Annotated in this window: 15 protein-coding genes; 5 read left to right on the top strand and 10 right to left on the bottom strand. The window is 59.0% G+C overall.

The annotated features are described in order from the left end of the window. Positions 1–55 precede the first annotated feature (55 nt). From ACTNFK_RS01255 to ACTNFK_RS01245, 3 genes are read left to right on the top strand one after another with little or no spacing between them, the layout of a single operon-like run. Positions 56–1,090, top strand: coding sequence for an ATP-binding cassette domain-containing protein (locus ACTNFK_RS01255; protein WP_435937091.1), 1,035 nt, complete (start codon positions 56–58; stop codon positions 1,088–1,090). Between the two features lie 13 nt (positions 1,091–1,103). Beyond that, positions 1,104–2,102, top strand: a complete 999-nt coding sequence (locus ACTNFK_RS01250) for an ABC transporter permease (protein ID WP_435937027.1) — start codon at positions 1,104–1,106, stop codon at positions 2,100–2,102. 49 nt (positions 2,103–2,151) lie between these two features. Further along, entirely contained in the window at positions 2,152–3,192 is a 1,041-nt protein-coding gene (locus ACTNFK_RS01245) for an alcohol dehydrogenase catalytic domain-containing protein (protein WP_435937026.1), read from the top strand. Positions 3,193–3,667: 475 nt separating this feature from the next. Here ACTNFK_RS01245 and ACTNFK_RS01240 read toward each other — a convergent pair whose 3' ends face one another. The 10 genes from ACTNFK_RS01240 to ACTNFK_RS01195 all read right to left on the bottom strand — a co-directional run bounded on the left by ACTNFK_RS01240 (position 3,668) and on the right by ACTNFK_RS01195 (position 13,257). Next, entirely contained in the window at positions 3,668–4,420 is a 753-nt protein-coding gene (locus ACTNFK_RS01240; RefSeq protein WP_435937025.1) for an SDR family NAD(P)-dependent oxidoreductase, read from the bottom strand. A gap of 39 nt (positions 4,421–4,459) precedes the next feature. After that, the gene (locus tag ACTNFK_RS01235; RefSeq protein WP_435937090.1) at positions 4,460–5,128 is read right to left on the bottom strand and encodes an EthD domain-containing protein; all 669 of its coding nucleotides are present in this window, start codon (positions 5,126–5,128) and stop codon (positions 4,460–4,462) included. Positions 5,129–5,248: 120 nt separating this feature from the next. After that, complete coding sequence (locus ACTNFK_RS01230; protein WP_435937024.1) at positions 5,249–6,298, bottom strand: LLM class flavin-dependent oxidoreductase; 1,050 nt, start codon at positions 6,296–6,298, stop codon at positions 5,249–5,251. An 87-nt stretch (positions 6,299–6,385) separates the two neighbouring features. Continuing rightward, complete coding sequence (locus ACTNFK_RS01225) at positions 6,386–6,730, bottom strand: muconolactone Delta-isomerase (protein WP_435937023.1); 345 nt, start codon at positions 6,728–6,730, stop codon at positions 6,386–6,388. Between the two features lie 38 nt (positions 6,731–6,768). Continuing rightward, positions 6,769–7,713, bottom strand: a complete 945-nt coding sequence (locus ACTNFK_RS01220; RefSeq protein WP_435937022.1) for an alcohol dehydrogenase catalytic domain-containing protein — start codon at positions 7,711–7,713, stop codon at positions 6,769–6,771. A gap of 15 nt (positions 7,714–7,728) precedes the next feature. After that, positions 7,729–8,787, bottom strand: coding sequence for an NADP-dependent oxidoreductase (locus tag ACTNFK_RS01215; protein WP_435937021.1), 1,059 nt, complete (start codon positions 8,785–8,787; stop codon positions 7,729–7,731). Between the two features lie 46 nt (positions 8,788–8,833). Further along, positions 8,834–10,300, bottom strand: coding sequence for a hydroxymethylglutaryl-CoA lyase-like TIM-barrel protein (locus tag ACTNFK_RS01210; RefSeq protein ID WP_435937020.1), 1,467 nt, complete (start codon positions 10,298–10,300; stop codon positions 8,834–8,836). Between the two features lie 62 nt (positions 10,301–10,362). Beyond that, entirely contained in the window at positions 10,363–11,259 is an 897-nt protein-coding gene (locus ACTNFK_RS01205; RefSeq protein WP_435937019.1) for an acyl-CoA dehydrogenase family protein, read from the bottom strand. Next, on the bottom strand, positions 11,256–12,395 hold the full coding sequence (locus tag ACTNFK_RS01200; RefSeq protein WP_435937018.1) for an acyl-CoA dehydrogenase family protein: 1,140 nt from the start codon (positions 12,393–12,395) through the stop codon (positions 11,256–11,258). The genes ACTNFK_RS01205 and ACTNFK_RS01200 overlap by 4 nt, the downstream gene beginning before the upstream one ends. Before the next feature lie 97 nt (positions 12,396–12,492). Then, on the bottom strand, positions 12,493–13,257 hold the full coding sequence (locus ACTNFK_RS01195; protein WP_435937017.1) for an SDR family NAD(P)-dependent oxidoreductase: 765 nt from the start codon (positions 13,255–13,257) through the stop codon (positions 12,493–12,495). Positions 13,258–13,469: 212 nt separating this feature from the next. Between ACTNFK_RS01195 and ACTNFK_RS01190 the strand changes: the two genes are divergently transcribed. Together ACTNFK_RS01190 and ACTNFK_RS01185 are read left to right on the top strand one after the other, a co-directional pair. Further along, positions 13,470–14,627: an LLM class flavin-dependent oxidoreductase gene (locus ACTNFK_RS01190; RefSeq protein WP_435937016.1), complete on the top strand. Its 1,158-nt coding sequence runs from the start codon at positions 13,470–13,472 to the stop codon at positions 14,625–14,627. 65 nt (positions 14,628–14,692) lie between these two features. Beyond that, complete coding sequence (locus tag ACTNFK_RS01185; protein WP_435937015.1) at positions 14,693–14,962, top strand: hypothetical protein; 270 nt, start codon at positions 14,693–14,695, stop codon at positions 14,960–14,962. Positions 14,963–14,987: the final 25 nt, after the last annotated feature.

Below are 14,987 nucleotides of genomic sequence, written 5' to 3'. Positions count from 1 at the left end.
TCGCGCTCTCGCATCTGACGCACAATGCATCCTCTTCGACGAGCCTACGGCCTCATTGGCTCTCGCCGAAAGAGAGGCTTTGTTCTCGACGATGCGGAAACTTCGCGAGGACGGCATCGCGATGACCATCGTCGGCCACAACCTCGATGAGATCCAGGAGCATTCTGATGTAATTTCGGTGTTTCGCGATGGCACACTTGTAGAGACCCGGGAGAGCGCCGAGTGGACAAAGTCAGAGATCGTACAGGCCATGCTCGGCAACCATGCCCACGGTGCGGACATCGCGGCTGGCAAGCACCAGAGTCGAACTGGTACCCCTCCATCAGCTGAAGCTGATCGGAAAGTCGCCCTCGAGGTGCGGGAGCTCTCATCTCCAGGACAGTTGCATGACATCGAGTTCACACTGTACCGAGGGGAGATCCTCGGCATCGCAGGTCTAGTGGGTTCAGGTCGAACTGAGCTTCTCCGGGCACTCGCCGGAGCCGACACCTTGGCCACTGGCATGCTCAAGACGTTCGAGAGCTCTTCGACAACTTTTCCAAAAAATGTGGGAGAGGCGAGATCCAGAGGGATTTCACTTCAGCCTGAAGATCGGAAGGGCCAGGGGCTGCTCCTTTCACAATCAGCCTCGGACAACATCGTTCTCGGTGAGTGGAACCGCGAGAGCAACGGGGTCTTCCTAAACGACGCTAAGTTGAAGGAGGCAGCAGCACGTGCAGCTGCACCTGTGGGTTACAACACCGCTCGGATGGACGAGATCGCAGGCAACCTATCTGGCGGCAATCAACAGAAGCTCCTCATCGCGAGGTGGCTCTATACCGACTACCCGATTCTGCTCGCGGACGAACCGACGCGTGGAGTCGACGTTGGCGCTAAGTCGGAAATCCTCGAAGCGCTCGAGGAGATCGTCTCCACCGGCCGCTCGATGATCGTAGTGTCCTCCGAACTCGAGGAGGTTATTGGCTTGAGCGACCGCGTCCTCGTGATGCACGAGGGTCGGATCCTCGCGACCCTGGATGCCTCCACCGACCTCATCACCCCCGAACGAATTCTTCAGTTAATCTTCGACACTGCCGACAGCAGTTTGTGAAAGAGATATAACCATGGCAAATACAAACACGGTATCTATCGTCACGAGCGATCGTGCTCGAACCAGTCAGGGTGGCTGGCTTCTGCGAAGCTTCGCCCGGTATCCGATGATTTGGGTACTGGCAGGGCTGCTCGTCCTGGTCACGATCATCTATCCCGGGTTCTGGGGGATCGGCAACCTCACAAATATTCTGAGCCAGAACACGGGACTGATCCTCGCCGCGATAGGGATGACCTTCGTCATGATCGCAGGGGGCTTCGACCTCTCGGTCGGAGCTGTATACGCGGCTGGCGCAGTGACCTACGTTTCTCTCGACGGTGTGGCACCCGCCGCCGTAGCAGTGCTCATCGCAGTTGCGGTTGGGTTCGTATTCGGCGTCGTGAACGGATATCTGATCAACAAGGTCGGAATCAATCCATTTGTGGCCACGCTCGGTACCTCTTCTGCTTACATCGGCCTGATGACCTTGTATGCTGGCGCAAACGTGAAGTTCTCCGTCTCCGAGGAATACAGCTTCCTAGGAAACTACAAGTTTTTCGGCACCGTCCCACTCTCAAATGTCATCGGCATCGTTGCATTTGTCATCGCTGCTATAGTGCTCGCAAAGACTACATACGGGCGATCGGTGTACGCAGTGGGCGGAAACAGAGAGGCTGCGCGGCTCTCGGGAATCAGCGTTAGCCTCATTAGTACCAGTACCTTCGTGATGATAGGCATGCTGGCAGCGCTGGGCGGCGTGTTGGTCGCCAGCCAGCTCGGCACCGCGCAGCCGAACTTCGTCGGAAATATGACGCTCGATGCCATTGCGGTAGTCATCATCGGCGGTACCTCCCTGATCGGCGGCGAAGGAGCAATGTGGCGAACGGTAGTGGGTTGCGCGATCTTGATGATCCTCAACAACCTCTTTTCCTCGCTCAACCTTGAACCGGCCCTCCAGCAGGTGTTCAAAGGCGCCATCGTGATCGTGGCAGTCGCAGTGGATGTCACCGCGCGGCGGAGCAAGAGCAAGTGATTGTGCAGACGAATTGCAGTCGATCGTCCAGGAGGGGAGCCAAATAATTATGCGGGCAGCAGTCGTGCACGCCGCCGAGGACCTCCGGAACGAGGAGGTGCCCGAGCCTAAGGTCGCCCCGAACGAGGTGAAGATTCGTAACGCGTTCTGCGGAATCTGTGGTTCAGACATCGCGATGTTCTTCAATCCATCTTCCATCGGCATCGACTATTCCCAGCCTCACCCTGTGACAGGGACTTCCCTCCCTCAGATCATCGGTCATGAATTCTCGGGAACCGTAGTCGCCGTCGGATCCGAAGTCGAGAATTTCACAGTTGGGGATAATGTCGTCGCATTCCCGATGATCCACTGCGGAGAGTGCAGCGCGTGCAAGGCGGGACTCTTCCGCATCTGCAAGAAGCTGGGAACCCACGGATTCACGAGCAAGAGCGGCGGTCTCGCAGACTATTCTGCGTTGCCTGCGGACAAACTCTTCCGTCTCCCCGAGGGGATTCCTCTCAAACTCGGGGCATTGGTGGAGCCATTGGCAGTCTCCTGGCACGCCGTACGGCGCAGCGGTATCGCTCCCGGCCAGCGCGCGCTGATCATCGGAGGGGGTCCTATCGGCATCGGTGTGGCACTGGCGCTCAGGGCCTTCGGTATCGAAGACGTGCGTCTCTCTGAAACGAGCGCGACACGACGAAAGGTGATCGAGGCGATGGGCATCGCGTCTCTCGCCGACACCGCCGATCTCAAATCGCAAGGCGAGATCGACATAGTCTTCGACGCCGCGGGTCATGCCTCAGCACTCGATCAGGCGATCGAGATCCTCAAACCGCAGGGGATTGCTGTAATCGTCGCGATCTACAAGAGGCCGATGCAGCTCACCGGAGCCACAATCGCACTGAAGGAGCTCCGAATCATCGGTTCGCTCGCCTATGAGGCACCGGATTTTGCCGAGGTCATCGCGGCCATGACGGCGGGCCTGATCGACACGGGTCACTGGGTGGAAGTCGGCGATTTTGACGAGTTAGAGCAGACCATTCGCGCATTGGCCCGGGGCGAGCGGTTGAAGGTTTTGGTCGACATGCGTGCCGGGTCGGCCAAGTGACGGACTCGGCTCAGCCTCGACGGCTGAGCCACTCCTTGGACCAGGTTGTCCTCGGGGTCCCGTGCATACACGAGGCTTGCATCGTCGACTCCGGCGACCTCGATCTCGGTGACGAAGCGCTCGGGCTCGCCTCCGAAGCGTTCGAACCGAACACAGGAATTCTCGGTTTCGTCGACGAAAAAGCTGAGGGGGTGAGCCCCTTGGCTCGAAGCTTTCCGATGTGCCGGGATGACATCGCACGGACTAAAGATTTCGAGCGTGCCGGTATTCCCGCCGGGCAAATAGATGCACTCCGGATACACGTATCCCGAGATCCCATCCCGGCTTCGAGTGTCGCTCCGCCAATCTGGCGCCCCGTGCCGACCTGGCGGCAGTCGAATAACTCCTCGTAGAAAGCCGCGAGGCGCAGCGGCCCGGCAGAGACGATAGCTAAGATACAGATGTTGCTGAAGTGAAGGCCGCAGAACCAGTCTTCTCAGTACTGCACTCGTCTGGTGAATCCACCGTCGACCACAAGCGCAGTTCCGGAGACGTACGAGGCTGCTTCGCTGGCTAGGAAAACGACGGCTCGCGCGACGTCTTCCGGCGAAGCCATTCTCCCCATTGGCAAATCGGCGAGAACTTTCTCGAACTCCTCCGGCTTTTCTGCTCGAATCTGATCCCAGGCACCGCCCTCGACGAACACCGGCCCGGGCACCACACTGTTCACCCGGATTGACTCGCGCGCTAGCTCTCGGCTGAGATTCTTCGCGTAATTGAGCAGGCCAGCTTTGAACGCCGCATACGCGGTCGGCCCACGGAACGTCTCGACCGCAGCGGTGGAGTTGATCAGAACGATCGCGCCCGCACCGCCAACGCGCATGTGCGGCAACACCGCCTCGATGCCTCGAACGGTGCCAAGCACGTCGAGCTCGAACACCTGCTGCCACTTATCAGGCCCGCCCATTGCGCTCACATTTGAGACGAAGACATCGACACCACCGAGCGCCTCCGCCGAGCGGTCAATCCATGCCTGGAGGGCAGCGACGTCAGAGACGTCTACTGACTCCCCGATGACGCGACTCGTCGAATCCGCGTACTCCGCGAGAACCCTCGATAGCGTCTGCCTGCTCCTCGCGCAGCAGGAGACATCGGCCCCCTCCTCGACGAATGTCTTGAGGAGTGAACGCCCGATCCCACGGGTTGCCCCAGTGACGAGCACTTTCTTGCCAGCTAGTCCTAGATGCATGATTCACCTTATTGCATGTGTGTACCGTGCGCGAGGCATCTACCGGTAGCGCTCCGCCTGTGCCACGAGTGAGGGAGAATCGGCACCGAGGCGCACCAGGGATTCCCAAGCCTCTGGATTCTCCTCCTGGCCCGCGAGCAGATCAGAGTATGTGGGCCACCAGTACTCGTGCACAGCCGCGTAAGCCGGTGTATCGACCTGGTAGACGCTCGGGTGCGGCTCGCTCCGCACAAAACGCTTGGCGGCTAGAGACGCACCTAGAGCTTTGGCATCCCCGGCGAGAGTGGCGGCATCCGACTCTGATAAGAACTGTAAGAGCTTCACGGTGGTGGGCACCGACTCCGGGCTCCATCGACGATCGGCTTCGGTGCCAGAAAGCAATTCTACGTGCTGCGTCTCCAGCGCGTATAGCCACTTCAAACGGGGCAGATCGACAAAAAGTCCCTCATCCGGCAAAAGGTGTGCGACGTAGTGCGAGTTCGTTGAGAGCGCGGTGCCGGCCTCGGGGGTATCGTACCAGCCCTCAGCAATCGCCTCAAATCGCCGCTGCTGCTCGCCAAGCAGCGGGGTGTCGAATTGATGGCTCTGCACATAGTGCTTCATCGCGTCGAGGCCGAGCCCGAGCGCACCGTGCGGGTAGCGATAGTGATCATGGAACCACTGCGGCGTGATGTCGGGTTTGCGTGGGATCAAACCGAAGAAACGCACTGATACCAAGGGGTTCCTCAATCCTGGAAGAGACTTGTTAACGGCGGGCCACGATCGAGCCAGCGACCGGCGCATGGGTTCTCCCGGCAGATCGCCATGAAAACCCATGCGGAGCGAGATCTACGAAGACACGGTCTTCGCAGCCGGGTGCGTGCTCTGCTTCACGTGAGGAATCACCTTATCGTTCAGGTATTGGAGCCGCTCGTTGACCTGTTCGATCGGCTCACCTGGCATCGTCGTCACGAAGTTAAAGTCGATTGTGCCTCGATCGACGTCGTTGTTGAAGATCTTGATGGCTTCGTTACCGTCTGCAAGCATCACCAGACCATCCGCGAGGGCCTTCTTCGGGTCAGTGTAAGGTTCGGTCAGTGGTGGGGTCCGCCCGATATAGGCATCACGAACAATGTACTCGTTGAGAAGGTGCATCCAGTACTCGCCGGCCTGTGCGAATGCCCGTTCGGGATCTTCGGCGATGATCGCCCAGTACGTGGTATTGACTCGTTGCTCTTCCCGGGGGCGACCCAAACGATCTGCCGTTTCGCGGAAGGTGTCTGCGCTGCCGTGGTCAAACTCTAGGAAGCCATCCGCGAGTCGCGCAACACGTTCGACTGCTGCAGGCGCGAAACCCCCCATCCAGATCTCAGGACCGCCCTCACGGATGGGGCCCGGCGTGACATGGATCTTATCGAAGTCATAGCGCTTGCCGTGGAACTCAAAGGGTTCCCCAGAGAAGGCCTTCCGCAGAATTGCGACACCTTCCTCCGTCAAGCTGACTCGGTTCTTCAAACTGCGCCCCAGACCGGTGAACTCTTGGTGAAAGTAACCCATCCCGAGACCCAATCGGAGACGCCCGCCGGAGATCGCGTCGACAACCAGTGCCTCTTCCGCGAGACGAACAGCATTATGGAGCGGAATCTGGATGAGGTTGGTCCCCACCTGCACTCGCTTCGTCCGTGCCGCGATCGCCGCAGTTGCCACCATAGGCGCAGGCAGATACCCATCACCGTAAAAGTGATGCTCGGTGACATAAACGCCATCAATATTCGTGAGCTCTTTGTCAATCCACTCACTCTGTTCGAGGATCTCCTCGTATCGAGCATTCCAAGTCGTCCGCCACTGATCCGGCATGCCGAAACTGTTAATCACACCAAACGATACATTACGGGACAAGACTAGCTCCTTCGCTAAGGTCAACCGAGACGCTATTAACAATATGCCGCAAGCAGGTAACCGGTCAACCGTTTGATTGATAGTTTTTCAGGGCAGACTTTGGGCACTGTGGGCTATGCGAATATCGGCTTTCACGTCGGCCACCTGCTCCCGGAGTCGAGCCGTAGAGGGGTGCTCGACGAGCGGTGTGACGGTAAAGCGGGCGTACGGAAACAGTGGCAGGCCAGCGACGAGCCCGTGGAAGTGCTCGTGATCATCCGCATTCCAGATACTCACCGCCGCATACCTGCCGGCGATGCGCCAAATCTCAAGCAGATTGCCACGCTTTCGGCAACCCACCCCGTACTCGAACTCCGCTGTGAGCAAGGAGTCCCACTCGGCGTCGCCGATACCCGCTGGCCGGCTTACCTCCGATGTGAGCATGTAGAGCATGCACGCCTCCAATCTGTGCTGATCTTTCCGAAATTGGATTATGGGGCCGGGTAGCTGATGATGAGGCGGCCATTGACCTCGCCTCGCTCAAGACGCTCGAGCCCCTCGGGCACTTCCTCGAAGGTGATCTCAGTCGCTGTTGCCCTCAGGCCCTCGCTCATCAGACCGAGCACGTCTTGGGTGTCCACATAGGAGCCACCAAGTGACCCGCGAAGAATGACCTCGCGAGTGACCAGTTGGGTCGTATCGATCGTTGCTTCCTTGCGACCCATCCCCACCTGCACCACGGTTCCACCGTGTTTCACCGCCTCGATGGCACCCGCGGTCGTAACGCCGAAGCCCGCATAGTCGACGAAGGCATCGAGTGCTTCGTCGATGAGCTCCTTCGGGGAAGAGACAACCCGCTTGACTCCGGCCTCCTCAGCGCTGGCCCACACGGACTGGTCGATCTCGACCGCGTAGACCTCCGCTCCCAGCATCACCGCCATCTTTGCCGCTGTGAGGCCGAGGCCGCCCAAGCCGATGATGCCCACGCGCCTACCGGGCCCAACCTCGGCCAATCGGAGCGCCTTGCGCGCCGTCTGACCGGCGTCAGTCGCCGCGGCGGCCTGAACGTAGTCCACTGATTCCGGTATCCGAATGAGTTGATCGATCTTTCCGATGAACTTCTCGCCGAAGCCGCCGTCGGCAATCAGCCCGGGCGCGTCCAGGCCGAGGCCCGCAACTGCCACCCGATCGCCGATCTTCCAGCCTTCGACGTCCGGCCCGAGCTTCACGATCTCACCGGCGCACTCGTGCCCGAGAATAATAGGGCGGGTCACGAGCATCCAGTCGATCGTTCCTTCCAGGAAGCCGATGTCGCTGTGACAGAGCCCTGCCGCACGCGTCGCGATCACCACCTGTCCGGGGCCAGGCTCCGGATCTTGCTTTATGACCAGCTCTAAGGGCTGATGCGGTGCCGTGAACTGCCATCCTCTGAACATTTTCACTCCCTGCTCTCAGCTGGTTCGCGGGGTGACCCGCACCAGGGACTTACCAATATTTGTGCCATGCAGCATGCCGATGAATCCGGCCGGCGAAGCGTCGATCCCCTCGATAATGGTCTCGTCAAAGATCAACTGATCGCGAGCGAGCCACTCGGCAACCTCGCGGTAGAACTCGTCGAATTCGTCGAAGTACATGCGCGCGAGAAAGCCTTGCAACGTGAGGCCCTTCTCAATAGCGGAGAAGAGATTCTTGATACCGGGCCGATCATCGCCCTTGAGGTTGTATCCGGCAATCTGACCGCAGAGCGCCACTCGGCCGCCAGCACGTAGCTGCAAGAGCGCCGCGTCAAGGTGGTCTCCGCCGACACCGTCGAAGTAGACGTCAATTCCCCCCGGAGCAGCCGCCTGCAATGAGTCGAGCACCGGAGCCACGCGATAGTTGAAGGCGACATCTGCGCCGAGATCGTCGACCAAATGACGAACCTTCTCATCGGTTCCGGCGCTTGCGACCACTGTGGCGCCCATTAGCTTCGCCATTTGCACGACGAGGGTGCCAACAGCGCCAGCCGCCGCCGAGACGAACACTGTCTCTCCAGGTTTTAACCGCCCCACACGGAACAGCCCTGCCCACGCCGTAAGTCCGCTGGGACCGAGCACCCCCAAGTGATGTCTGGAGTCGATACCGCCCCCCACCTCAACGCGACGTGGAGAATACCAGTCCTTGTCGGGCACGGCGACTACCGCATACTCTCGCCAACCACCGAAGTGGTGCACATAATCCCCAACCGCGAAATCGTCATGTGCAGAGTCGAGCACTCTTCCCACCGCCCAGCCATCGAGTACCTCGTCGAGCGCGAAGGGAGTGAAGTACGTCGATTCTCCCGCTGTCATCCGAATCCGCGATGATGGATCAAGCGAGAACCACTCGTTCTGCACGAGTATTGAGCCCTGGGTAACTTCAGGAAGGTCAAACTCTCTTACGGCAAAGTCAGACTCTTGGAGTTCTCCCTCGGGATACCGTGTGAGAGCAACGCCTCTGGTCGAGGTCGGGAGCACCGCTCGTTCATTCATTAGTGATTCCTATCGCTTCAGGCACCAAATCTCGTGTCCATGCGTATCAGGACTTCTTTGCCAGCGTGACACTGTACTCGGGGCTTGAGACCGAAAACGAGGTGAGCGTGCTCCGCTCCGCAATGAGATCGCTGAGCGCACCCACGATGGCGTTGGCTGAACGACGTGGATCTGTGCGAATCGGCCCCTTCGCGATCATGGCATCGACTTCTTCGTTGCTCATCATGTATCGCAGCAAGAATTCCTCGTCCGAGATACCTGCGGTGAAGTGCGACCGCAACTCGGAAAGGCTCGGATCTGGACGCGTCCATGACTGCAGGGCTCGCGCGCGCGGCGACGCGAGAATGCGATCGAGCACGTCCTGGTTCATTGCGCCAGCTACGGGGCCGTAGTGTCCGAGCGCGTAGTGGACGACTTCGTCTGGCACGATGCTGTACGGGTCGCCGGTAACGATGTTCAGCACCGCCTGAATGCCGACAAACTGGGAAAACGGGGTCGCCATGATCGGCTCGCCGAGGTCAAGTCGCACCTGAGGGATTGCCGCGAGCACGTCCGGCAGCCGATCTCCCATGCCGTGCCGAGCCAACTGGTTAATAAGCGTTCCAGTCATGCCGCCAGGCAGCTGATGTTCATAAATGCGAGGGTCATACTCTGCGGGAACGCCAAGAAGATGCCCCCCGTCCTTTGCCGCACGGGTGAAGATTTCTGCCACCGGAGCGAATGTGCTCCGATCGAGGGAATGTGTAAACCCCATGTGCTCCACAATGTCGGCCATCATCTCTGTCGAGGGCAGCGATGCGCCGTTTGCGAGTGGTCTGGATGCCGTGTGCAGGCGGCTAAAACCGCTCTCAAGTGCGATGATGTAATTGTGCTGCGCCAGGCCAGTGGTGTTGTGCGCATGCATCTCCAGTGGCATCTGCCCGACCGCCGAACGGATCGCGGGAAGCAGCGTTCGGGCGCGCTCCGGCTTGAGCACACCAGCAGCGTCTTCGACATAGATCGATTCCACGCCCTCCCAAGTGGCCATCTGAGCCGCGCGCTCTGCGAAGAAGGCGTCGTCGTGAACGCTCGTGTAACCGTACATGATGGCAGGCACCGGCTGGCCGCCTGCGTCCTTCACGACGTCGGCCATGTGTTTCATGGTCTCCATATCGTAAAGGCAGTCGTATAGCCAGAAGCTCGTGGCACCATGCTTGATCAACGTCTGGATCCACAGATCGAGCACCGCCTGTGGCGTGTGCGCGAAACCGACGGCGCTGATCGTCCGAAGGCCAGAACGGATCTCGTTGCCTGGAAGCCCCTTGATGAGGAAGTCGATGGTGGCCCAAGGGTCATCGAAGTACTCGCGCAACAGCACGGTGAACATGCCTGCACCGGTGAGGTCGATAGTTCGGTATCCGCCGCGGGCGAGGTACGGCAGCGCATCCGCAGCCTCGTGGGCTCGCATTCGCATTCCCCATAGACTCTGCTGGCCGTCTCGAATCGACTGTTCGACGAAATCGATATGCGTCATTTGCCATACTCTCTTAGGTTGATCGTGGTTTCGGTAAATGCGTGCTGGTCTGCACTAGCGCTTCAGAATTGTGCTTGGAGCCCTTCCACGGACTCACGCACAGCCATCATGTGGCGGAGGTAGAAGTGGAGGCCGAGTTCCCAGGTGAAACCGAGCCCTCCGTGCACTTGGAGTACGGTCTCCGCCGCGTCGATGCATCGGGAAACCGCGAATCGTGAAGTCCGGAAGGACTCCTCAAGGAGGAGACTTCCCCAAATCACCGCAGTGTCGGCCTCTTCGACAGCGATCATGGCATTCGCAAGATGATGTTTGACAGCTTGGAACGATCCAATGGGCTTCCCGAACTGTTCGCGTTCTTTTGCGAATGCAATTCCGAGATTAAGTAACTGCCGTGCTGCACCTACCGAGCTTGCCGCAAAAACTACGGCCACCTCTTGAGCAGCTTCAAGAGAGAAAACAGTCGATGCGGATGCCTCAATGGCCCTCGCATCAAGGTCCAGGATGTGGGGGCGCCCTGCAGGAACGGGGACCACTTCCCCGGCTCGGATGCCCATCGCAGTCAGGAGCCCGATGCCCGGCATCGTACCATGCGGGATATAACTCAATCCTTGCTCGATGCTCGGGTGCGGCAACGCAAATGTAACGGGGCCCTCCCATTCCTGGGCAGCCTCGGAGTGACGCTTTGCGAGCACGGTTTCGAGATATGGCAAAGGCGCAAGGCGCGATCCCCAAACTTGAGCGACCTCTACTAGGTCACGCAGAGTCGCACCCTCGCCGTCATCGACAATACCGACAAGGTCCCAACCAGCCTTCGCAAGCGAGTCCCACCCCAGTGGTTCACCAGCCTCTGCATAGGAGGAAATGTTCGCCGTTCCGAGTGCCCGATCAAGAATCGAACCGATGGTATCCGCTGCGAGTGCACCCATCTCGCCGGACTCGGTACTGAGTAATACATTCATCGTGGAAGTCCCAACACTCGCTCAGAAATAATGTTTCGCTGGATCTCGTTCGTGCCCGAATAAATTGAAACGGCCTTCGCTTCAAAGTATTGGAAGCGCCAATGATCTTGGTCTTCGGGGCTGCCGTACTCGAGGCCGAAGCGCGTTACGTCCTGCCACAATTCACTCCATTGCACCTTCAACATCGAGACCGATCGCCAGAACTTCTCGTTCTCCTCCGTTTCGAGGTCCACAACCTTCGCAAGCTGCCAACGCAGCACCTCGGCACGAATATCGAGGTGGTTTAGATCTCGTTCCAAGTCTTCCCGGCCCGCGAGCGACGAGAGCAACAAGTCGACGTCCGCACGGATTTCCACGTATCGCGCCGCTGTCTCCGATCCTCCCCGCTCGTCGCTCAGGAGTGCCATCGCAATGCCCCAGCCTTCGCCTTCTTGTCCCACTCGGTCTGAATCCGCGACAAAAACCTCGTCGAACTGTGTCTCGGCAAAGTGAACAGCACCGGAGATCTGGCGGATATCGTCGACAGCAACACCCTTCGCTCGCATATCGACAAGAAACATTGAAAGGTTCCGGTAGCGGGGCGCATCCGGGTCTGTGACAGCAAGCACAAAGATGAAGTCCGCGTGCTGGGCGAACGTCGTCCACGTCTTGCGGCCCGAGAGGCGATACCCACCAGCAACCTTGGTAGCCCGAGTGCGTAGCCCCGCAAGGTCCGACCCGGCTCCTGGCTCGGAAAAGCCCTGACACCATACTTCTTCCCCGCTCAAGAGTGGCTGAATATAGCGTTCCTTCTGTTCAGCCGTACCGCTGCGCACAAGCATTGGCGCGACAAGTGTCTTACCGATGCGAGAGAAGCCGTCAGGAGCCTGCGCCTTCGCCGCGAGGACATGGAAGACTACGTCCTCGGCGAGCCCGAGCCCTTGACCGCCATACTCTTCGGGAAAACTGATGCCCGCAAACCCGCCTTCCCAGAGCTGTCGATCCCAGTCGCGGCGGATCGCATCGGCTTCTTCACCGCTGAGCGCTCCACGGTTCTCACGCCATTTCTTTGGCACATTCGCTTCGAGCCATGCTCCTGCCTTGCGCTCGAAGTCGGCGGTGCCGGTAGCTCGGCTCGCAGTCCCGGATTGTTCCATATGCTCACACCCTTGTTCACAGTTACTTGGAATTCATCGTGTGCCCCTGATTCCCGCCGAAGCAGGCTCGTAGAGCTGCAGATGCTGGTGGTTGACGTCAGGCGTGAGCCGAGGAGCCACCGTCGATGCTGACGATCGCCCCATTGACGTAACTTGCTTTTTCGGATAAGAGGAAGGCGACAACCTCAGCGACTTCCTGGGGCTGCGCCATCCGCCCCATGAGCATCAGTGCGTTCAGCTCATCTCGGCGTTCTGCTGGAACCCCTGCAAGCATTCCGGTGTCGACGGTTCCAGGCGCAACCGCGTTTACCCGAATTCCATCGCGCACATACTCAACGGCTGCACTGCGCGTCATTCCAACAACCGCATGCTTACTCGCGGTGTAGGCAGAGATCCCGGGCGCAGAGCCGATGCCGGCTCCTGAAGCCGTGTTCACGATCGAGCCACCTCCGTTCGCGAGCATTAGCCGAATTTGCGCACGCATGCAGAGTGCCACCGCGCGGGTATTGATCTCCATCGTCCTATCCCACTGCTCCATTGACAGCTCATGGAACCGGTCCCCGGGATGCAAGATGCCCGCATTATTGTGTGCCATGTGTAATCCACCGAACTCGTCGACGGCGAACTGGACCATCGCGTCAACCTGCGCTTCATCCGTCACATCGACCTTGCGGAAGATTGCCCGACCGCCTGCAGCGCGTATCTCTGCGGCCGTTGCTTCACCGGCATCCGAATTAAAGTCGGCCACGATAACGCTGGCACCCCGAGCTGCAAGTGTGCGCGAGACGGCAGCACCGATACCGCCAGCCGCACCGGTCACCAAAGCCACGCGGTCTGCGTGTTCCGCACGAACTTCAGACATCTTATATAGTCCTCTCCAGGGAGATCCACTGGCACTCTGATTCACGAGAGCCCTACGTAGGATTGATTATCAACCAAACGCTTGACAGATTTCAAGTACCAGACCACGATTAATGTTGTTTGCGGAGCCTTCCGTTCCACAACAAGGTCGATCCCGCTCTGCGTCGAGACTCCGAACTCTGCGTGGGCCATTCCAAGAAGATGAGGACAAACATGAAGCTCTTCGAATCCCAGATGCGTTTCGGGATGTTCACTGGGACCTACCACAAGCCTGGTAACCACCCTACGATCTCGCTCCGTCAGGACATTGAGATTATTCAGCAACTCGATCGCCTCGGCTTCGACGAGGTATGGGTCGGAGAACACCATTCGAGTGGGGTGAGTCCCTGCCCCTCTCCCGAGCTGCTTCTCGCGGGCGCCGCAGAACGCACCGAGCGAATCAAGTTGGGCACGGGCGTAGTGTCCCTTCCTTACCACCATCCGCTCATGGTCGCTGATCGCATTGCCCAGCTGTCCCACCAGTCAAAAGGCAGGGCCATGCTGGGTATCGGCCCCGGTGCACTCCTCCGCGACGCACAGATGATCGGGCTCGACCCATTGCAGAGTCGCCGCATCATGGAGGAAGCTCTTGATGCCATCATCCGCCTACTGAAGGGGGAGACGGTCACCATGCGAAACGAACGGTTCGAGCTCAATGAAGCCCGTCTCCAGATCCTTCCCCACTCTGATCTTGATATCGCGACTGTGAGTGTGCTTTCACCCGCGGGTCCCAAGCTGGCAGGCAAGTATGGCACGGGCATGATTTCCGTGGCAGCGACAGATCCTCAGGGAATCGAGCGACTCGCTGGTCACTGGGACATTTGGAACGACGAGGCCAAGGCTGCAGGTCACGTCGCTTCGCGAAACGACTGGCGAATGATGGGACCCATGCATATCGCCGAAACCGAGGAGCAGGCGCGTCGCGAGGTCAAGTACGCCCTTAAGGAGATCGAGACACCTCGGTACCTGGTGAACCCAGGACCGATGCCTGATTTCGATAATCTGGACAAGGTCATCGACGACTGGAATGAAGCAGGTTCTGCCGTAATTGGTACGCCAGAGATGGCGATCGCGCAGATTAATCGTGTGATCGAGAAATCCGGCGGCTTCGGCACCTTCCTCTTTATGGGCCATAACTGGGCGAACTTCCCGGCAACGATGCGCAGCTGGGAACTTCTCGCTGAGGAGGTCATGCCCATCTTCCAGGGTCAATCGCAGCCGCTGCTGTCTTCCTACAACGACGTTCTCACAGCTGGCAAGGACATTGCCGAGGTAAATCTCAAGGCACAGACCGAGTACATCGCGCAGTACGAGGCTGAGAAGCGCCGCTAGTGTTTTGGTCGGCGCGGGAAAATGCGTCGGCCAAAACACTCATCACAGACGAGGGTGAGTGATACATGCAGCTATTTGGTGACGCCCGCATAGTTCCAGGTGCCGACCCCGAACCCCATCTGGCTGCCGAAATCCTCGCAGTCGACGAGCTTATGCGAACTGGGTTCATCAGCCAGTTGTTCCGCAGACTCGACGGCACCGGTGCAGTACTCATCATCGAGTCGGAATCAAAAGAGGCCGCGGAACTCACGCTTGCCGAACTTCCGTTCGTAAAAAACGAGGTAATGCGCATCCCTTTGACAGCAATCGCAGAGCGCCCGCGTCCTGCGAAATAAACCAGAGCCCAGCCTACAGGCCAAA

It is taken from the genome of Leucobacter fengyongliangi, from assembly GCF_052386045.1.
Note: the sequence above shows the minus strand (reverse complement) of the source record. Positions and strands in the feature narration are given on the sequence as shown.